This is a genomic window from Lelliottia nimipressuralis (assembly GCF_041464075.1).
GTDB classification, from domain to species: domain Bacteria; phylum Pseudomonadota; class Gammaproteobacteria; order Enterobacterales; family Enterobacteriaceae; genus Enterobacter; species Enterobacter nimipressuralis.
In genome coordinates this window covers 2868721-2886484 of sequence record NZ_CP167172.1, presented here as the reverse complement: position 1 = coordinate 2886484, position 17764 = coordinate 2868721, and the positions used below count along the sequence as shown (strand labels likewise).

General features: G+C 54.1%; 18 protein-coding genes and 1 other annotated feature. Of the genes, 7 read left to right on the top strand and 11 right to left on the bottom strand.

The genetic code is table 11. The annotated features are described in order from the left end of the window. Nucleotides 1–134: 134 nt before the first annotated feature. On the top strand, nucleotides 135–1541 hold the full coding sequence (gene gndA / locus ACB496_RS13890; protein ID WP_371972862.1) for an NADP-dependent phosphogluconate dehydrogenase: 1407 nt from the start codon (nucleotides 135–137) through the stop codon (nucleotides 1539–1541). A gap of 253 nt (nucleotides 1542–1794) precedes the next feature. Further along, nucleotides 1795–2961 carry a UDP-glucose 6-dehydrogenase gene (gene ugd, locus ACB496_RS13885; protein ID WP_371972861.1) on the top strand — a complete coding sequence of 389 codons (1167 nt, stop codon included), beginning with the start codon at nucleotides 1795–1797 and terminating at the stop codon, nucleotides 2959–2961. 55 nt (nucleotides 2962–3016) lie between these two features. Here ugd and ACB496_RS13880 read toward each other — a convergent pair whose 3' ends face one another. Further along, nucleotides 3017–4021, bottom strand: coding sequence for an NAD-dependent epimerase (locus ACB496_RS13880; protein ID WP_371972860.1), 1005 nt, complete (start codon nucleotides 4019–4021; stop codon nucleotides 3017–3019). Between the two features lie 193 nt (nucleotides 4022–4214). On the opposite strand from ACB496_RS13880, the gene wzzB reads away from it, so the two are divergent. After that, nucleotides 4215–5195 carry an LPS O-antigen chain length determinant protein WzzB gene (wzzB, locus tag ACB496_RS13875; RefSeq protein WP_312154547.1) on the top strand — a complete coding sequence of 327 codons (981 nt, stop codon included), beginning with the start codon at nucleotides 4215–4217 and terminating at the stop codon, nucleotides 5193–5195. Between the two features lie 38 nt (nucleotides 5196–5233). Here the strand turns inward: wzzB and hisIE are convergent, their stop codons facing one another. The 9 genes from hisIE to hisL all read right to left on the bottom strand — a co-directional run bounded on the left by hisIE (nucleotide 5234) and on the right by hisL (nucleotide 12488). Next, nucleotides 5234–5845 (bottom strand): bifunctional phosphoribosyl-AMP cyclohydrolase/phosphoribosyl-ATP diphosphatase HisIE, encoded by a 612-nt coding sequence (gene hisIE / locus ACB496_RS13870; RefSeq protein ID WP_371972859.1) that lies wholly within the window; start codon nucleotides 5843–5845, stop codon nucleotides 5234–5236. Beyond that, the gene (hisF, locus tag ACB496_RS13865) at nucleotides 5839–6615 is read right to left on the bottom strand and encodes an imidazole glycerol phosphate synthase subunit HisF (RefSeq protein WP_100779643.1); all 777 of its coding nucleotides are present in this window, start codon (nucleotides 6613–6615) and stop codon (nucleotides 5839–5841) included. The genes hisIE and hisF overlap by 7 nt, the downstream gene beginning before the upstream one ends. Further along, the gene (hisA, locus tag ACB496_RS13860) at nucleotides 6597–7334 is read right to left on the bottom strand and encodes a 1-(5-phosphoribosyl)-5-[(5-phosphoribosylamino)methylideneamino]imidazole-4-carboxamide isomerase (RefSeq protein ID WP_371972858.1); all 738 of its coding nucleotides are present in this window, start codon (nucleotides 7332–7334) and stop codon (nucleotides 6597–6599) included. Before hisA ends, hisF begins: the two co-directional genes overlap by 19 nt. Beyond that, nucleotides 7334–7924 carry an imidazole glycerol phosphate synthase subunit HisH gene (gene hisH, locus ACB496_RS13855; RefSeq protein ID WP_371972857.1) on the bottom strand — a complete coding sequence of 197 codons (591 nt, stop codon included), beginning with the start codon at nucleotides 7922–7924 and terminating at the stop codon, nucleotides 7334–7336. The genes hisA and hisH overlap by 1 nt, the downstream gene beginning before the upstream one ends. Beyond that, entirely contained in the window at nucleotides 7924–8991 is a 1068-nt protein-coding gene (gene hisB / locus ACB496_RS13850; RefSeq protein WP_123427473.1) for a bifunctional histidinol-phosphatase/imidazoleglycerol-phosphate dehydratase HisB, read from the bottom strand. Before hisB ends, hisH begins: the two co-directional genes overlap by 1 nt. Then, nucleotides 8988–10049, bottom strand: a complete 1062-nt coding sequence (gene hisC, locus ACB496_RS13845) for a histidinol-phosphate transaminase (RefSeq protein WP_371972856.1) — start codon at nucleotides 10047–10049, stop codon at nucleotides 8988–8990. The genes hisB and hisC overlap by 4 nt, the downstream gene beginning before the upstream one ends. Further along, nucleotides 10046–11350 carry a histidinol dehydrogenase gene (gene hisD, locus ACB496_RS13840; protein WP_107703294.1) on the bottom strand — a complete coding sequence of 435 codons (1305 nt, stop codon included), beginning with the start codon at nucleotides 11348–11350 and terminating at the stop codon, nucleotides 10046–10048. The genes hisC and hisD overlap by 4 nt, the downstream gene beginning before the upstream one ends. A gap of 53 nt (nucleotides 11351–11403) precedes the next feature. Next, nucleotides 11404–12303: an ATP phosphoribosyltransferase gene (hisG, locus tag ACB496_RS13835; protein ID WP_100779649.1), complete on the bottom strand. Its 900-nt coding sequence runs from the start codon at nucleotides 12301–12303 to the stop codon at nucleotides 11404–11406. A 35-nt stretch (nucleotides 12304–12338) separates the two neighbouring features. Further along, nucleotides 12339–12462, bottom strand: a sequence feature (His leader region). Beyond that, complete coding sequence (hisL, locus tag ACB496_RS13830; protein WP_099516347.1) at nucleotides 12438–12488, bottom strand: his operon leader peptide; 51 nt, start codon at nucleotides 12486–12488, stop codon at nucleotides 12438–12440. Its footprint overlaps the feature before it by 25 nt. A gap of 175 nt (nucleotides 12489–12663) precedes the next feature. Here hisL and ACB496_RS13825 point away from each other — a divergent pair, with 175 nt between their 5' ends. From ACB496_RS13825 to ACB496_RS13810, 4 genes are all read left to right on the top strand, one after another. Continuing rightward, nucleotides 12664–13488 carry an SDR family oxidoreductase gene (locus ACB496_RS13825; RefSeq protein WP_107703296.1) on the top strand — a complete coding sequence of 275 codons (825 nt, stop codon included), beginning with the start codon at nucleotides 12664–12666 and terminating at the stop codon, nucleotides 13486–13488. 41 nt (nucleotides 13489–13529) lie between these two features. Next, nucleotides 13530–14459 carry a LysR substrate-binding domain-containing protein gene (locus tag ACB496_RS13820; RefSeq protein WP_100780849.1) on the top strand — a complete coding sequence of 310 codons (930 nt, stop codon included), beginning with the start codon at nucleotides 13530–13532 and terminating at the stop codon, nucleotides 14457–14459. Nucleotides 14460–14680: 221 nt separating this feature from the next. Then, entirely contained in the window at nucleotides 14681–14743 is a 63-nt protein-coding gene (gene yoeI / locus ACB496_RS13815; RefSeq protein ID WP_100780850.1) for a membrane protein YoeI, read from the top strand. Next, nucleotides 14733–16091, top strand: a complete 1359-nt coding sequence (locus ACB496_RS13810; protein WP_181826542.1) for an APC family permease — start codon at nucleotides 14733–14735, stop codon at nucleotides 16089–16091. The genes yoeI and ACB496_RS13810 overlap by 11 nt, the downstream gene beginning before the upstream one ends. Nucleotides 16092–16153: 62 nt before the next feature. On the opposite strand, the gene sbcB is transcribed toward ACB496_RS13810, so the two are convergent. Continuing rightward, entirely contained in the window at nucleotides 16154–17590 is a 1437-nt protein-coding gene (gene sbcB / locus ACB496_RS13805) for an exodeoxyribonuclease I (RefSeq protein ID WP_199174656.1), read from the bottom strand. Nucleotides 17591–17764: the final 174 nt, after the last annotated feature.

The window sequence follows — 17764 nt, the reverse complement described above, 5'->3', positions numbered from 1 at the left end:
ATAACGCATTGATAAAAATAAAAATTATTTAAAGAGCATCTTCCACTACCTTTCTCCTCATATCCTGAGTTAACATCATAGATACATTAAAGCCACGTATTTTTCGTGGTGACCACACCTGACAGGAGTATGTAATGTCCAAACAACAGATCGGCGTTGTCGGTATGGCAGTGATGGGGCGCAACCTGGCGCTCAACATCGAAAGCCGTGGTTATACCGTCTCCGTTTTCAACCGTTCCCGTGAAAAAACCGAAGAAGTGATTGCCGAGAACCCTGGCAAGAAGCTGGTTCCCTTCTATACGGTGCAGGAGTTTGTTGAATCCCTGGAAACGCCGCGTCGTATCCTGTTAATGGTGAAAGCTGGCGCGGGTACTGATGCTGCTATCGACTCCCTGAAGCCTTATCTGGATAAAGGCGACATCATCATTGATGGCGGTAATACCTTCTTCCACGACACCATTCGTCGTAATCGTGAGCTTTCTGCGGAAGGTTTCAACTTCATCGGTACCGGCGTATCTGGCGGTGAAGAGGGCGCCCTGAAAGGCCCATCTATCATGCCTGGCGGTCAGAAAGAAGCGTATGAGCTGGTCGCGCCTATCCTGACTAAAATTGCCGCTGTTGCAGAAGATGGCGAACCGTGCGTGACCTATATTGGTCCAGACGGTGCGGGTCACTATGTGAAAATGGTTCACAACGGTATCGAATACGGCGACATGCAGCTGATTGCTGAAGCCTACTCGTTGCTGAAAGGCGGCCTGAATCTGTCTAACGAAGAGCTGGCGCAGACTTTCAATGAGTGGAACACCGGCGAGCTGAACAGCTACCTGATCGACATCACCAAAGACATCTTCACTAAGAAAGACGAAGAGGGGAAATACCTGGTAGATGTGATTCTGGACGAAGCGGCGAACAAAGGTACCGGTAAATGGACCAGCCAGAGCTCTCTAGATCTTGGTGAGCCACTGTCTCTGATTACTGAGTCCGTGTTTGCACGTTATATCTCTTCTCTGAAAGAGCAGCGCGTTGCAGCGTCTAAAGTGCTGTCTGGCCCACAGGCTAAACCTGCCGCTGACAAAGTTGAGTTCATCGAGAAAGTTCGTCGTGCTCTGTACTTGGGCAAAATCGTCTCTTACGCACAGGGCTTCTCTCAGCTGCGTGCTGCATCTGACGAGAACAACTGGGATCTGAACTACGGTGAGATCGCCAAGATCTTCCGCGCCGGTTGCATCATCCGCGCCCAGTTCCTGCAGAAAATCACCGATGCTTACGCGGAAAACGCAGGCATTGCTAACCTGCTGCTGGCACCGTACTTCAAGAAAATTGCTGACGACTACCAGCAAGCACTGCGTGATGTTGTTGCATACGCGGTCCAGAACGGTATTCCGGTTCCGACTTTCTCAGCAGCAGTTGCGTATTACGACAGCTACCGTGCGGCGGTGTTGCCTGCGAATCTGATCCAGGCGCAGCGTGACTACTTCGGTGCACACACGTATAAGCGTACTGACAAAGAAGGTGTGTTCCACACCGAATGGCTGGATTAATCTGATTTAACTCAGTCTGATAGCAAGGCCCGGTTATCGTTACCGGGCTTTTTTATTGTTCCTTTCCCCGTGTCTCCTCGCTTTGTGCAACACAATCCTGTTATCACAGAATAATTCACTCTTTTATCTCGATCCGGCAGTAAGGGCTTTGCCTTGACAGTGCATAAACATAAGAGGTAAAAACCTCAACAGTTGTTTACTGCGGTGGCGTTGCTGATGCCTCCTGACACTCATACTTGAAGAAGTAGAACGAATGAAAATTACAATCTCCGGAACAGGCTATGTCGGTCTATCTAACGGTATTCTGATTGCGCAGAACCATGAAGTGGTGGCGCTGGACATCGTGCAGGCCAAAGTGGATATGCTCAACCAGAAGATCTCTCCGATTGTTGATAAAGAGATCCAGGACTATTTGTCCAAAAAGCCTCTGAATTTCCGCGCTACAACTGATAAAGAAGACGCATACCGCGGTGCAGATTATGTGATTATCGCCACTCCAACGGATTATGATCCTAAGACCAACTACTTCAATACCTCCAGCGTAGAAGCGGTGATTAAAGATGTGGTGGCATTGAATCCTGAAGCCGTGATGATCATCAAATCGACTATCCCTGTCGGGTTCACCCAGTCAATTAAAGAGAAACTGGGTATCGATAACGTGATCTTCTCTCCAGAATTCCTGCGTGAAGGCAAGGCTCTTTACGACAACCTGTATCCATCGCGTATTGTTATTGGTGAGCGTTCCGCACGTGCTGAGCGTTTTGCGGCGCTGTTACAGGAGGGGGCGATCAAGAAAGATATTGATGTACTGTTCACCGACACCACGGAAGCTGAGGCTATCAAGCTTTTCGCCAATACCTATCTGGCGATGCGTGTGGCCTTCTTCAACGAGCTGGACAGCTACGCGGAAAGCCTTGGCCTGAATACCAAACAGATCATTGAAGGTGTCTGCCTGGACCCGCGCATTGGCAACCACTATAACAATCCGTCATTCGGTTACGGCGGTTACTGCCTGCCAAAAGATACTAAACAGCTGCTCGCAAACTACCAGACGGTGCCAAACAACCTGATTTCCGCGATTGTGGAAGCAAACCGTACGCGTAAAGATTTCATCTCTGACTCCATTCTGGCGCGTCAGCCGAAAGTGGTGGGGGTGTATCGTCTGATCATGAAGAGCGGGTCAGATAACTTCCGCGCATCCTCCATCCAGGGGATCATGAAGCGTATTAAGGCGAAAGGCGTGCAAGTGATTATTTATGAACCGGCGATGAAAGAAGACGAGTTCTTCCATTCACGGGTCATTCGCGATCTGGACGCTTTCAAGAAAGATGCCGATGTAATTATTTCAAACCGTATGGCAGAAGAGCTGGCGGACGTGGCGGATAAAGTCTATACCCGCGATCTGTTCGGAAGTGATTAATCTTTGTTGCTAAGCACATCAAGAAAATGCCCGGCACTGCCGGGCATTGTTGTTTTTAAGCCTTGTAGAAGTCACGGTACCAGTCGACGAAATTTTTCACGCCTTCTTTAACCGACGTCTGAGGTTTGAAGCCAATCACCTCGTACAGCGCTTTGGTATCCGCACTGGTCTCCAGTACATCACCCGGCTGAATCGGCATCATATTCTTAACTGCTTCAATGCCTAACGCTTCTTCCAGCGCTGTAATGTAATCCATCAGTTCAACAGGCGAGCTATTACCGATGTTGTAGACGCGATAGGGGGCGGAGCTGGTTGCTGGCGTGCCTGCTTCAACGGTCCAGCTTTCATCCGCCTGTGGAATAACATCCTGCAGGCGAATAATGGCTTCGGCAATGTCGTCAATGTAGGTGAAATCACGCTTCATCTTGCCGTAGTTGTACACATCAATGCTTTTGCCTTCGAGCATCGCTTTGGTGAACTTAAACAGCGCCATATCCGGACGGCCCCACGGCCCGTACACCGTAAAGAAGCGCAGGCCGGTGGTGGGCAAGCTATAGAGATGCGAATAGGTATGCGACATCAGCTCGTTGGCTTTTTTGGTCGCAGCGTAAAGTGATACCGGATGGTCTACCGAATCATCGGTCGAGAAGGGCATTTTACGGTTAAGGCCATAAACCGAACTCGAGGAGGCGTACAGCAGGTGCTGAACCTTATTATGGCGACAACCTTCCAGTACGTTCAGATGGCCGGTCAGGTTGGCATCAGCATACGCATGCGGGTTTTCCAGCGAGTAACGCACACCTGCCTGAGCGGCCAGATGGATGACGCGGTCAAACTTCTCGTCGGCAAACAGGGCTGCCATGCCTTCGCGGTCGGCCAGATCGAGTTTGTGAAAGCTGAAATTCCCGGATGTCAGCAGATCCAGACGCGCCTGCTTCAGGTTGACATCGTAGTAGCCGTTGAGATTGTCGATACCGACAACCTGATGCCCTGCGTCTAAAAGACGCTTACTGATGTGTGAGCCGATAAAACCCGCTGCACCAGTGACCAGAAATTTCATATCCATCCTCTTTAGAATCAAAAACTGCTATCTGTTAAGCGTAAAACCTATGACGCACATCATACCTCTAAGCGTGGAGTAAGCAAAACTTCACCAGTCGGCAGATTCTCAACGGATTCTTATAGAAAAATTATCAGTACGAGATAGACTAGTTAGAAAATTTTATTACGCTAATTTCACCGTTAAGGATTGTATGTCTCAGAACAGCAATAACGAGGTCAGCAGTCGGCATGACCCGGAACAGATTGATTTATTAGATTTAATCATACAGCTTTGGCGTGGGAAGTGGATCATTGCTGCATTTGTAGCCATAGCGATAGTGCTTGCCGGCATTTATATAACCATTGCAAAAGAGAAATGGACCTCTAGCGCGATAATTACCCAGCCGGATGCCGCTCAGCTTGCCACCTACACTAACGCTCTGAATATTCTGTATGGATCAGCTGCACCCTCTATGCTTGATACTCAAGTCCGTGTTGTCGGGCGCTTCAACTCCGCGTTTTCCGCGTTAGCACAGGCCCTTGAAAATCAGGAAGCCCCTGAAAAGTTGACCATTGAGGCAGCAGTAAAAGGGCAGTCGCTGCCCTTAACCGTAAGCTATGTCGGCGAAACTGCTGAAGCTGCACAAAAACAATTGGCACAATACATTCAGCAAATTGACGAGCAGACGGCGAAAGAACTGGATGTTGACCTTAAAGATAACATCAAACAGCAAATCATTACGTTGAATGACTCTCTGCAGAACCAGGAAAAAGTCTCGCAAGAACAGAAAGATCTGCGTATTAAACAGATTACAGAGGCATTGAAGTTCGCGCAGGCCGCGAAAATCACGACACCTCAAATCCAGCAGACGCAGGATGTCACACAGGACACAATGTTCCTGTTGGGCAGTGAAGCGCTGAACTCAATGATTGAACACGAGTCTACGCGTCCTCTGGTCTTCTCTGGTGCTTATTATCAGACCAAGCAAAATTTGTTGGATATTCAGAATCTTAATGTCGATCCGGCTAGCATTCATGCCTACCGCTATGTCATGAAGCCTAACCTGCCTATCCGTCGCGATAGTCCGAAGAAAGGTATCACGCTGATTCTGGCTGTTCTGCTGGGCGGCATTATCGGTTCTGGCGTTGTGTTAGGGCGCAATGCGCTGCGCAACTACAAACCAAAAGCTTGATAACCAGACAAAAAAAGACCGGGACTCCCCGGTCTTTTTTATTTATGCCGTTTTCGCAAATTCTCAATCACCGCCGTTAAATCGAGATCCTGATCCTGGAGCAACACCAGCAGGTGATACATTAAATCAGACGCCTCGTTGGTCAGCTCATCGCGATCGTTTACGGTTGCAGCCAGTGCCGTTTCCACGCCTTCTTCCCCCACCTTCTGCGCGATACGCTTGGTTCCGCTCGCGTAAAGTTTTGCCGTATACGAGCTTTCCGGATCGGCAGTTTTACGCGCGGCGAGTAGTTGTTCGAGCTGATACAGGAACAGCCACTGGTGGCTGGCATCGCCAAAACAGCTGCTGGTGCCCAGATGGCAGGTTGGCCCGATAGGGTTTGCGAGTACCAGCAGGGTGTCGTTATCGCAGTCAGGGGTAATGCTCACCACATTGAGGAAATGACCGGACGATTCGCCTTTGGTCCACAGACGCTGTTTAGTGCGCGAGAAAAAGGTGGCTTTCCCGCTCTCAAGCGTCGTGCTCAGCGCATCCTGGTTCATATAGCCCAGCATCAGGACTTCGCCTGACACGGCGTGCTGCACAACCACCGGCAATAATCCGTCCGTTTTTTCCCAGTCCAGCTGAGCCCGTTGTTGTTCAGTTAACATACCCTAATCTCCACGCCCTGGTTAATCAGGAACGTTTTTAACTCGCCAATATTGATAATCTGCTTATGGAACACCGATGCCGCAAGCGCGCCGTCGACATCCGCATCGCGGAAGGCTTCCAGAAAGTGTTCCATCGTTCCAGCACCACCAGAGGCAATCATCGGCACGCGGCACACGGCACGCACTTTTTTGAGTTGCTCCAGGTCATAGCCATTACGCACGCCATCCTGGTTCATCATGTTCAGTACGATTTCACCTGCGCCGCGTTTTTGCACTTCCTGCACCCAGTCCAGCGTTTCCCATTGCGTCACGCGGGTGCGGTTTTCATCGCCCGTATATTGATTTACGTGATACTTGCCGGTTGCCGCGTCGTACCAGGTATCAATCCCCACCACGATACACTGTACGCCAAAGCGATCCGCCAGACGGGTAATCAGCTCCGGATCTGCCAGGGCAGGGGAGTTGATGGAAATTTTATCTGCGCCGAAGGAGAGGATCTGCGCAGCGTCTTCCGCCGATTTAATTCCGCCCGCCACGCAAAACGGAATATCGATCACTTCCGCTACGCGCTCGACCCAGCTTTTGTCGACCACACGGCCATCGCTGGAGGCGGTGATATCGTAAAAGACCAGTTCGTCTGCGCCTTCGTCAGCATAGCGTTTTGCGAGGGGGACGATGTCGCCGATGATTTCGTGATTGCGGAATTGCACGCCTTTCACCACCTGGCCATCGCGCACGTCCAGACACGGGATTATCCGTTTTGCCAGCATTGAATCGCCTCCGTCACAGTAAACTTCTCTTCCAGTAAAGCGCGTCCCACGATGACGCCGCGCACGCCGGTGCCGCGCAGAGCGGCGATATCTGCTAAATCACCAATACCGCCCGATGACTGGAAAGCCACCTGCGGATAGCGGGCGCACACTTCCTGATACAGCGAGACGTTAGAGCCAGCCAGCGTCCCGTCGCGGGAGATATCCGTGCAAAGGACATGTTTCAGCCCTACGGGGAGATAAATTTCAACCAGCTCTTCCAGCGTCACGCCGGAATTTTCCTGCCAGCCGCTGACCGCTACCTGCTTGTTACCCTGCTCATCAATGCGCACATCCAGCGCCAGCACCAGCGCGTCGGGGCCAAAGCGGCGGAACCAGCCTTTAACCTGCTCCGGGTTTTTGACTGCCGTCGAGCCGACCACCACCCGCGCCACACCGGCTTCGAGCAGGGCGGCAACATCCTCTTCAGAACGCACACCACCGCCCACCTGCACCGGAACGTTAACGCCCGCGACCAGGGTTTTCAGCAGTGGGATCTGGCGTTTCGCCGGATCTTTCGCGCCCGTGAGATCGACCAGGTGCAGCACTTCTGCGCCCTGCGCCGCATAATCCTGCAAACGCGGCAGGGGATCGTTGCCGTAGTCGCGCTGCTGGCCGTAATCGCCCTGATGGAGACGGACAACGGTGCCGTCAATTAAATCTAATGCGGGAATAATCATCACATCTCCAGGAAGTTTTTCAGCAACTGCGCACCCGCAGCACCCGAACGTTCCGGGTGGAACTGCACGCCAAAGAAATTATCTTTGTTGACCGCTGCCGTGAATGGCTCGCCGTAATTGCACTGGGCGATGGTGTACGGGTTCAGCGGCATGGCGTAGCTGTGCACAAAGTAGAAATAGGCCCCGTCTTCGATACCGCGAAACAGCCGGTCACCCGCTTTCGGATAAACGCGGTTCCAGCCCATGTGCGGCAGGGGGAGGCCAAAGTCGGTCATCTTTGGCACATCTTCTTCGATGATACCCAGCAGGTCCACGCCATTGCTCTCTTCGCTGCGACGCCCCAGGATCTGCATCCCCAGGCAAATGCCCAGCACCGGCTGGGTGCAGGCTTTAATCAGCTCGACCAGTTCACGCTCGTGGATCTGATCCATCGCCGCCTGCGCGGTTCCGACGCCCGGTAAGAAGAGTTTGTCGGCGCGCAGCACCACGTCCGGATCGCGGCTGACCATCGGATCATAGCCGTGGCGCGCGATGGCCGATTTCACCGAGTTGAGATTCGCACAACCGGTATCCAGAATAACCACGTTCATCACAACACCCCTTTCGATGAAGGCAGCGTATCGCCCTCCACGCGGATCGCCTGGCGTAGCGTGCGGCCAAAGACTTTAAACAGGCTCTCGACGCGGTGGTGATCGTTTTTGCCTTTGGTTTTCAGGTGCAGCGTCACGCCCATGGTGTAGGAGAGCGAGCGGAAGAAGTGCTCAACCATCTCGGTGCTCAGATCCCCGACGCGCTGATAGGTAAAGTCGGCTTTATATTCCAGGTGCGGACGGCCGGAGATATCCAGCGCGCAGCGGGCCAGACATTCGTCCATCGGCAGTACAAAACCAAAACGGTTAATGCCGCGCTTATCGCCGAGCGCCAGCTTCAGGGCTTCGCCCAATGCCAGGCCGGTATCTTCAACGGTGTGGTGATCGTCGATGTACAGATCGCCCTTCACGTTGATCTCCATGCGAAATCCGCCATGGGTCGAAATCTGATCTAGCATGTGATCGAAGAAACCGACGCCGGTGTGAATTTTGCTGCCGCCTTCGCGGTCCAGCCACACTTTTACGTCAATCTGCGTCTCTTTCGTGTTGCGCTCGACGTGGGAGTAACGGTCACGCTTGGTGAGCTGCTCGCCAATCGTCGCCCAGTCCAGCTCATTGCGATTAAAACGCAGCCCCTGAATGCCCATGTTCTCGGCAAGTTGGATATCGGTTGCGCGATCGCCAATCACATAGCTGTTCGCTTTATCCAGCACGCCATCGGCAAGATAGCGCTCAACCAGCTTCACTTTCGGTTTGCGGCAGTCGCAATTATCCGCTGGCAGGTGCGGGCAGATCAGCACGTCATCGAAGGTAATACCTTGCGAAGTGAGGATCTGCATCATCAGGTTGTGCGGGCCATCGAAATCGGCCTGCGGGAAGCTGTCGGTGCCCAGTCCGTCCTGGTTGGTGATCATCACCAGCTTATAGCCCGCTTTCTGCAGCTTAAGCAGAACCGGGATCACGTCAGCTTCAAAAGCCAGTTTGTCGAATCGATCGACCTGATAATCACTTGGTGGCTCAGCAATAATAGTGCCGTCGCGATCGATAAAAAGGGTCTTCTGGCTCATACTTTCTCCGCTTTCAGGGCGTCAATCACGCGCTGACTCTCTTCCCGGGTGCCCACGGTAATGCGCAGACAGCCGCTCAGGGAAGGTTGTTTGTTTTGGTCTCGTAAGATAATGCCCTGATCCCACAAAGATTTAAATATGGCGCTGGAAGCAGTGAAGCGCACCAGGATGTAATTGGTTTCCGAGTCAAAAACCTGCTCCACGCAGGGCAGCGTTTTCAGTGCAGAGACGAGATACTGACGCTCCACCAGAATCTGCGCTACACGCTCACGCATGGCGTTGATGCCCTGGGGGGCCAGTGCCTGCGCGGCGATATCCGCGACCGGCGTTGACAGCGGGTAAGGGGCGATCACTTTCATCAGCAGATCGATGACCTCTTTATTGGCCAGCGTAAATCCGCAGCGCAGGCCGGCCAGTGCGAAGGCTTTCGAGAGCGTACGCAGCACCACCAGATTTGGATACTCTTCCAGCCAGCCCGCCAGCGTCGCCTGAGGGCAAAATTCGATATAGGCCTCATCGGCAACAACCAGCGCTTTGCCGCGCGTCATCTCAAGCAGGGTGCGGATATCCTGCGGATTAATGAGTTGGCCGGTTGGGTTATTCGGGCTGCAGACGAAAATCACTTTCACGCCGTCAAGGTTCTCGGCGATGGTCGGGAGATCAAGCTGCCAGTCATCCAGCGCCAGCACGTTGCGACACGCCACGCCAAACGTTTCGGCGCTAACGCTGTACATGCCGTAAGTCGGCTGGCAATAGAGCACCGCGTCTTTGCCCGGCTCGCAGAAGGCGCGAATCAGCAGTTCGATACCCTCATCGGCCCCACGGCTGACCAGCACCTGCTCCGGCTTCACGCCTGCGTACTGGGAGTAATTCTCAATTACCGCCTTTGGCTGGCACTCCGGATAACGGTTCAGCGTCTGCTGGGAAAGTTCGAACGCGACTGCCATTGGGAATTCATTGGCATTCAGCCAGACATCACCATTTCCCCCCAGGCGACGAGCAGATTGATAGGGTGTCAGTCGACGAACGTTTTCGCGGGCTAATTCTTCAATGCTCATGCTTGCTCCTTCAGGGCGGCAACGCGCAGCGTCACGGCGTTTTTGTGGGCGGTCAGGCGCTCGGCGGCGGCCAGCGTTTCAATCGTGGAGGCGAGGGCGGCAAAACCTTCGCGGGACAACTCCTGCACGGTCATGCGTTTCTGGAAATCAGCCAGCCCCAGGCTTGAACAGGTTGCGGTGTAGCCGTAGGTTGGCAACACGTGGTTGGTCCCAGAGGCGTAATCGCCTGCGGATTCAGGCGACCAGTCACCGAGGAACACGGAACCGGCGCTGGTGATGCCATCGACCAGAGAACGGGCGTCGCGGGTTTGAATGATCAGGTGCTCCGGGCCGTACTGGTTAGAGATGGCGATGCACTGCTCGAGCGAATTCGCCACGATCAGGCGGCTGGCAGAGAGCGCCTGACGTGCCGTGTCGGCTCGCGGCAGCTCTGCCAGTTGGCGCTCAACCGCTTCGCCCACGCGCTGCGCCATGTCAGCGTCTGGCGTCAGCAAAATCACCTGGGAATCGGGACCGTGTTCGGCCTGAGAGAGCAGGTCAGAGGCCACAAAGTCCGGCGTCGCGCCGCTGTCGGCAATCACCAGCACTTCCGACGGGCCTGCAGGCATGTCAATCGCCGCGCCATCCAGACGCTGGCTAACCTGGCGTTTGGCTTCAGTGACGTAGGCATTACCCGGCCCAAAAATCTTATCGACTTTCGGCACGGATTCGGTGCCAAACGCGAGGGCGGAGATGGCCTGCGCCCCGCCTACTTTAAAGACGTCCTGCACGCCACACAGTTTTGCCGCGTAGAGGATCTCATCGGCAATCGGCGGCGGCGAGCAGAGCACCACTTTCTGACAACCGGCGATACGCGCCGGCGTGGCGAGCATCAAGACGGTGGAAAACAGCGGGGCGGAGCCACCGGGAATGTAGAGTCCGACGGAGGCCACGGGGCGCGTCACCTGCTGGCAGCGCACGCCGGGCAGGGTTTCGACGTCCACCACCTGCAGTTTCTGCGCGGTGTGGAAGGTGTCGATGTTTTTGACCGCCACGGCCATCGCCTGCTTGATGTCATCGCCAAGACGGTTGCAGGCGTCATCAATTTCTTGCGCCGTTACTTTCAGCGCACCGACGTCAGTTTTGTCAAACCTGGCGCTGTATTCGCGCAGTGCGTCGTCGCCGCGGGCTTTCACGTTATCCAGGATTTCCGCCACGGTGCGGGTAATGCTGTCCGAAGCCGAAATGGCCGGGCGCGTCAGCAGTTCACGCTGTTGTTCAGTGCTGCAGGTATTCCAGTCGATGATTGTATTAAAGCTCATATCACTTTCCTTTTGCCGGATGCGCGAACGCTGACCGGGCACTGTTCGCGGAATTATTCCATCATCTTCTCAATCGGCAGCACCAGAATGGAGCTGGCACCCAGGGCTTTCAGTTTTTCCATGGTTTCCCAGAATAGGGTTTCGCTGCTGACCATATGCATCGCTACGCGCTGCTGATCGCCCGCCAGCGGCAGAATGGTTGGGCGTTCCGCGCCTGGCAGCAGAGCAATCACTTCATCCAGACGTTCGGTTGGCGCATGCATCATGATGTATTTCGATTCGCGAGCCTGAATAACACCCTGAATACGGGTCAGCAGACGGTCAATCAGCTGCTGCTTGGCATCCGGCATGTCTCCATCGCGCTGAATCAGGCAGGCTTTCGAGCGGTAAATCACTTCTACTTCGCGCAGGCCGTTGGCTTCAAGGGTCGCGCCGGTAGAGACCAGGTCGCAAATGGCGTCCGCCAGTCCGGCGCGTGGGGCCACTTCGACGGAACCGTTTAACAGACAGGATTTAAACTGCACGCCTTTCTGATCGAGGTAGCGTTTCAGCAGGTGAGGGTAAGAGGTGGCAATGCGCTTGCCGTTCAGCCCAGCCGGGCCGTCCCAGGCCTCATCCACTGCGGTGGCGAGGGAGAGACGGCAACCGCCAAAGTCCAGACGACGCAGGGTGAAATAGCGCGGGTCTTCGCCCTGCGCGCGGCGGGTCAGCAGCTCTTCTTCCAGCACGTTTTCGCCGATGATGCCAAGATCAACCACGCCGTCCATCACCAGGCCCGGAATATCGTCATCGCGAACGCGCAGGATATCGATCGGCATATTTTCAGCGAGGGCAATCAGGCGCTGCGTGTGCAGGTTAATTTTGATCCCGCAGCGGGAGAGTAATTCGCGTGAATCGTCGCTCAGGCGGCCTGATTTTTGAATAGCTATGCGTAAACGTGAGTTATCTAACATTCTGTTGTCCTTATTACCCTGTCTGGATACGGTCCAAAAAAAAGCCCCCGGAAGATGATCTTCCGGGGGCTCTCTCTTGCGTTCTCGCACCACTGGAAGATCTGAATGTCTTCCAGCACACATCGCCTGAAAGACTAGTCAGGATGATGGTGATGATGGTGGTTTTTAAAAGGAACGCGTGTCATATAAATTCTCTGTGAATGCTTATGCATCTGATGTCTTTTAACCTAAACCACATTCACGGTGTAAAGCAAGGGCTTTTTTTAATCATTAATTCATTTCATATTGATGCTATGAATTGTCAGTTCCTCAGCGCTGGCGTAGCCTTAAGTCAGACGCGTGCAAGCCAGGAGAAAACGCATGAAAAAGGTCGCAATTGTCGGTTTAGGATGGTTAGGCATGCCGCTGGCGATGTCGTTAACGGCGCGAGGCTGGCAGGTGACCGGCAGCAAAACCACGGTGGACGGCGTTGAGGCCGCGCGAATGTGCGGCATTGAGGGCGTCGAGTTACGCCTGGAACCGGAGCTGGTGTGCGATACGGACGATCTCGACAGCTTGATGAATGTGGATGCGCTGGTGATCACGCTGCCCGCACGCCGCAGCGGGCCGGGCGAGGAGTTTTACCGTCAGGCCGTGCAGGAGATTGTCGACAGCGCCCTGGCGCATCACATTCCGCGCATTATTTTCACCAGTTCGACGTCGGTGTACGGCGATGTGGAAGGCACGGTGAAAGAGAGTACCGAGCGCAAGCCCGTCACCGCCAGCGGGCGCGTGCTGAAAGAGCTGGAAGACTGGCTGCACAATTTACCGGGTACCCAGGTGGACATTTTACGCCTCGCCGGTTTAGTCGGGCCAGAACGTCATCCGGGGCGCTTCTTTGCCGGGAAAACGGCACCGAATGGGCAACATGGCGTCAATCTTGTTCATCTTGAAGACGTGATCGGCGCAATTACGCTCCTGTTACAGGCCCCGAAGGGCGGTCACATCTATAATATATGTGCGCCCTCTCATCCGGCGCGAAGTCAGTTTTATCCCGTGATGGCCCGACAGCTTGGGCTTGAGCCGCCGCAATTTCGCGACGCATCTGGGGAAGGGCAAGGCAAAGTGATTGATGGCAATCGTATTTGTCGTGAACTGGGATTTGAGTATCAATATCCCGATCCGCTGGTGATGCCAATGGAATAACCCTGCCAGCGGGTTTGATCGCACACCGTTTTGGGGGCGACATGAAACCGCTGCTGGATGTTCTTATTATCCTCGATGCACTCGAAAAAGAGGGGAGCTTTGCTGCCGCGTCAGCGAAGCTCTTCAAAACTCCCTCGGCGTTAAGCTACACCGTCCACAAGCTCGAAAGTGACCTCAATATTCAGCTGCTCGATCGCAGCGGTCACCGCGCGCGTTTCACCCGAACAGGGCAGATGCTGCTCGAGAAGGGGCGCGAGGTGCTTCACACAGTGCGCGAGCTGGAAAAGCAGGCGATCAAACTGCATCAGGGCTGGGAAAATGAGCTTATCATCGGCGTGGATGATACGTTTCCCTTCTCATTACTCTCTCCGCTGATCGAAGCGTTTTATCAGCGTCACAGCGTCACCCGACTCAAATTTATCAACGGCGTGCTGGGCGGCTCCTGGGAGGCACTCACTCAGGGGAGGGCGGATATCATCGTCGGTGCCCTGCGCGATCCACCCCAGTCGAGCGATTTTGGGTTTGCGCGTATCGGTACCCTTGAACAGGTTTTCGTGGTCGCCCCGCATCATCCTCTTGCGCAAGAGCCGGAGCCGATTCCGCGACGCGTCATTAAAGGCTGTCGCGCTATCGTCGTCGGCGACAGCTCGCTGCCCGAGTGCGCCGCCTCTTCGCAACTGCTCGACGATCAGGAAGCGATCACCGTTTTCGACTTTAAAACCAAGCTGGAGCTGCAAATCAGCGGCCTGGGCTGCGGGTATTTACCGCGTTATCTCGCCCAGCGATTCATTGAAAGTGGAGCGCTGGTTGAGAAGCAAGTGCTGGCGCAAACCAACAGCGAATCGGTGTGGGTGGGGTGGAATGAACAGACGGCTGGGCTTGCCAGCGCATGGTGGCGGGATGAGATTTTAGCAAATAGTGCTATCGCTGCCGTTTACACTTTACCTGAGGGCGGAATATCAACCGCTTAGTAAAAAGAAAATCGCGAAGGGGTTCTGAATCTATTGCCTTTTATGCCAAAGATGGGGCAAAATGCGCCGCTGCAAAAAAATGAGATTAACCGACGATATAAAAGGCGTCGGTTATTTTTTTTGCATGTAACAAACGCCATTTAAAAACAAAGAGGCCGGGCTTCGTACCGGATAGATACTTACTAAAATCCGACAGTTGTTGTCGCTGAGGAATCCAGAAAATGGGGCAATCTTTTGCTTACGTGGCGGTTTTCACCGTAAAGGAGAATAACCATGTCGCATAACGCTACTCCAAAAACCTCTCGCGTGGAATTACGTAAAACACTTACGTTGATTCCGGTTGTCATGATGGGCCTCGCCTATATGCAGCCGATGACGCTGTTCGATACGTTTGGTATCGTTTCAGGCCTCACTGACGGTCACGTTGCAACGGCTTACGCCTTTGCGCTGGTCGCTATTCTCTTTACTGCGTTGAGCTACGGCAAACTGGTTCGCCGTTTCCCGTCCGCTGGCTCTGCGTACACCTATGCTCAGAAATCCATTAGCCCGGCTGTTGGCTTTATGGTGGGCTGGTCATCTCTGCTGGACTACCTGTTCATGCCGATGATCAACATTCTGCTGGCAAAAATTTACTTTGAAGCGCTGGTGCCTTCCGTACCGTCGTGGATCTTCGTTGTCGCGCTGGTGGCCTTTATGACCATCTCTAACCTGCGCAGCATCAAGACCGTGGCTAACTTCAATACCCTGATTGTTATTCTGCAGATGGGTATCGTGGCCGTTATCGTCGGCATGATCATCTACGGTGTGGCACACGGTGAAGGCGCAGGTACGCTGACCAGCACCCGTCCGTTCTGGTCTGAAGGTGCACACGTGGTGCCGATGATTACTGGCGCGACAATTCTGTGCTTCTCGTTCCTCGGCTTTGACGGCATCTCTTCTCTGTCTGAAGAGACCAAAGACGCAGAGCGTGTCATTCCGCGCGCAATTCTGCTGACTGCGCTGCTGGGCGGCATGGTGTTTATCGGTGCCTCTTACTTCCTGCAGCTGTACTTCCCGGATATCTCTCGCTTTAAAGATCCGGATGCGTCTCAGCCTGAAATCATGCTGTACGTTGCGGGTAAAACCTTCCAGTGGGGCGTGCTGATCTTCTCAAGCGTCACCGTACTGGCCTCCGGCATGGCCGCTCATGCAGGCGTTTCTCGTCTGATGTACGTGATGGGTCGCGACGGCGTGTTCCCGACTCGCTTCTTCGGCTACATTCATCCGAAATGGCGTACCCCGGCATGGAACGTGCTGCTGGTAGGCGCTATCGCGCTGCTGGCGATTAAATTTGATCTGGTAACCGCAACGGCGCTGATTAACTTCGGTGCGCTGGTGGCCTTTACCTTTGTTAACCTCTCCGTGATCTCTCAGTTCTGGATCCGTGAGAAGCGCAACAAAACGCTGAAAGACCACTTCAACTACCTGTTCCTGCCGATGTGTGGCGCGATGACGGTGGGGGCGCTGTGGATTAACCTGGAAGAAAGCTCAATGATTCTGGGCCTGATCTGGGGTGGGATCGGTCTGGTGTACCTGGCTTGCGTGACCAAAAGCTTCCGCAACCCGGTTCCACAGTACGAAGATATCGCCTGATCCTGAGCGATGACGAAAAAAAACCGGAGCACATGTCTCCGGTTTTTTTATGCCTGAAACCCTCAGACAATCTCTTGCGCGTACTGGTACAGCGCTTTAAGCAGCGCCTGTTTCTCAGCGTTCCCTTCATACTGCGTATACAGCATTTCCAGCTCATCGGCGTACTGCTGCAAAAACTCCGGCGTAAAGACGTTACGACGGTGCTGCAACCAGCGCTCCTGCTCGGCTTCATCGAGGGTGCCAGGGAAGTTACGTGCCCGGTAGTTAAACATCAGCTTCTCGATACGCTTATCGGCAAAGGTGATATCCAGCGCCGGTAAATTTTGCGGATCTGTCTGCAAGACGATATTCATGGCAGCGCGGTCGGCATCGCTGAAAAAACCGTTATAGAGCTGCGCATCGACGTTATCCGACGGCACAAAAGGCTCGGCTTCGGCAAAGATCGCCACGACTTTTTCACGCACCTGCGGGTTGTCGCGCAGCACTTTCAGGTTATCGAGGCAACGCTGGCGGTTTACACCCAGCCTGTCGGCATCTTCCGGGCGCAGCGTATTCGCCTGCGCCAGCACTGGGCATTTGTTGATATGCACCAGCTTAACCGGAACGGCGGCGTTATCGCCCAGCTCACTCTTCGGCGTATATAAACGCTCGCGTAGGGCGTCGCTGTCCAGTTCAAGCAGGGGGGAAATATCGCCCGCCAGATCGACCATAATCACCGCATTGCGATTATCAGGGTGCCACGCCAGCGGCGCGACCCAACTGGTATTTCCACGCCATGCGCCGAACATGCCGGAGATATGCACCAGCGGTTTCATCTGCGGGACGTCAATCAGGGTCATCAGTTTCTGTTTGCTGCGATGGCTGAGCAAATAGTCGAACAGTTTAGGCTGCGCGGTTTTCACCAGCTTCGCCATGGCGATGGTGGCGTACACATCGGCCATTGCATCGTGCGCATTGCTGTGCTCAATGCCGTTGGCGCGGGTCAGATGCTCAAGACGGAAGCTGGGTAACCCGTCGTCATTCTCAGGCCAGTTGATCCCCTCAGGGCGCAAAGCGTAGCAGGCGCGCATCACGTCCAGCAGGTCCCAGCGCGAATTGCGGTTCTGCCAGCTCCAGGCGTACGGGTCGTAGAAATTGCGGTAGAGGATATTGCGCGTAACTTCATCATCGAAACGGATGTTGTTATAGCCCACCACGCAGGTATTCGGCACGGTAAACAGGTCATGAACGCGACGGGCAAACTCGGCTTCGTTCACGCCTTTCTCACGCGCTTCCTGTGGCGTAATGCCGGTCACCATCACGGCGCCGGGCTGGGGCAGATAGTCGTCGGCAGGCTTACAGTAAAAAACGTCCGGCTCGCCAATGATATTGAAATCAGCGTCGGTGCGGATCGCCGCGAACTGCGAAGGCCTGTCCAGCGACGGGCTGGTGCCAAAGGTTTCGTAATCGTGAAAGAGAAATGTGGGAAGCGCGGCGGAATCAGACACCAGTATTACCATCCTGTTAAAAAGTGACACTGCTATGGTAAACGATCGGCGACGACACGCCGAATAAAAAGCGTTTCTCAGCGCCAGAATTGCGCGCGGCCTTCCGCTAAATCTCTGCGTTACGTCACATTTTTTTGCAATTTAAACAGGTAATGGAGCGAGAACTTCCGTAAAAAGGGCAACGAT

Excerpts from the sequence above, each read along its gene's own strand:
- ACB496_RS13810 (WP_181826542.1), top strand. The coding sequence starts at position 14,733 with ATGTCGCATAACGCTACTCCAAAAACCTCTCGCGTGGAATTACGTAAA.
- gndA (WP_371972862.1), top strand. The coding sequence starts at position 135 with ATGTCCAAACAACAGATCGGCGTTGTCGGTATGGCAGTGATGGGGCGC.
- wzzB (WP_312154547.1), top strand. The coding sequence starts at position 4,215 with ATGTCTCAGAACAGCAATAACGAGGTCAGCAGTCGGCATGACCCGGAA.
- hisG (WP_100779649.1), bottom strand. The coding sequence starts at position 12,303 with ATGTTAGATAACTCACGTTTACGCATAGCTATTCAAAAATCAGGCCGC.
- hisB (WP_123427473.1), bottom strand. The coding sequence starts at position 8,991 with ATGAGCCAGAAGACCCTTTTTATCGATCGCGACGGCACTATTATTGCT.
- hisIE (WP_371972859.1), bottom strand. The coding sequence starts at position 5,845 with ATGTTAACTGAACAACAACGGGCTCAGCTGGACTGGGAAAAAACGGAC.
- hisA (WP_371972858.1), bottom strand. The coding sequence starts at position 7,334 with ATGATTATTCCCGCATTAGATTTAATTGACGGCACCGTTGTCCGTCTC.
- hisH (WP_371972857.1), bottom strand. The coding sequence starts at position 7,924 with ATGAACGTGGTTATTCTGGATACCGGTTGTGCGAATCTCAACTCGGTG.
- hisF (WP_100779643.1), bottom strand. The coding sequence starts at position 6,615 with ATGCTGGCAAAACGGATAATCCCGTGTCTGGACGTGCGCGATGGCCAG.
- ugd (WP_371972861.1), top strand. The coding sequence starts at position 1,795 with ATGAAAATTACAATCTCCGGAACAGGCTATGTCGGTCTATCTAACGGT.
- hisC (WP_371972856.1), bottom strand. The coding sequence starts at position 10,049 with ATGAGCATTGAAGAATTAGCCCGCGAAAACGTTCGTCGACTGACACCC.
- ACB496_RS13880 (WP_371972860.1), bottom strand. The coding sequence starts at position 4,021 with ATGAAATTTCTGGTCACTGGTGCAGCGGGTTTTATCGGCTCACACATC.
- ACB496_RS13820 (WP_100780849.1), top strand. The coding sequence starts at position 13,530 with ATGAAACCGCTGCTGGATGTTCTTATTATCCTCGATGCACTCGAAAAA.
- hisD (WP_107703294.1), bottom strand. The coding sequence starts at position 11,350 with ATGAGCTTTAATACAATCATCGACTGGAATACCTGCAGCACTGAACAA.
- sbcB (WP_199174656.1), bottom strand. The coding sequence starts at position 17,590 with ATGGTAATACTGGTGTCTGATTCCGCCGCGCTTCCCACATTTCTCTTT.
- ACB496_RS13825 (WP_107703296.1), top strand. The coding sequence starts at position 12,664 with ATGAAAAAGGTCGCAATTGTCGGTTTAGGATGGTTAGGCATGCCGCTG.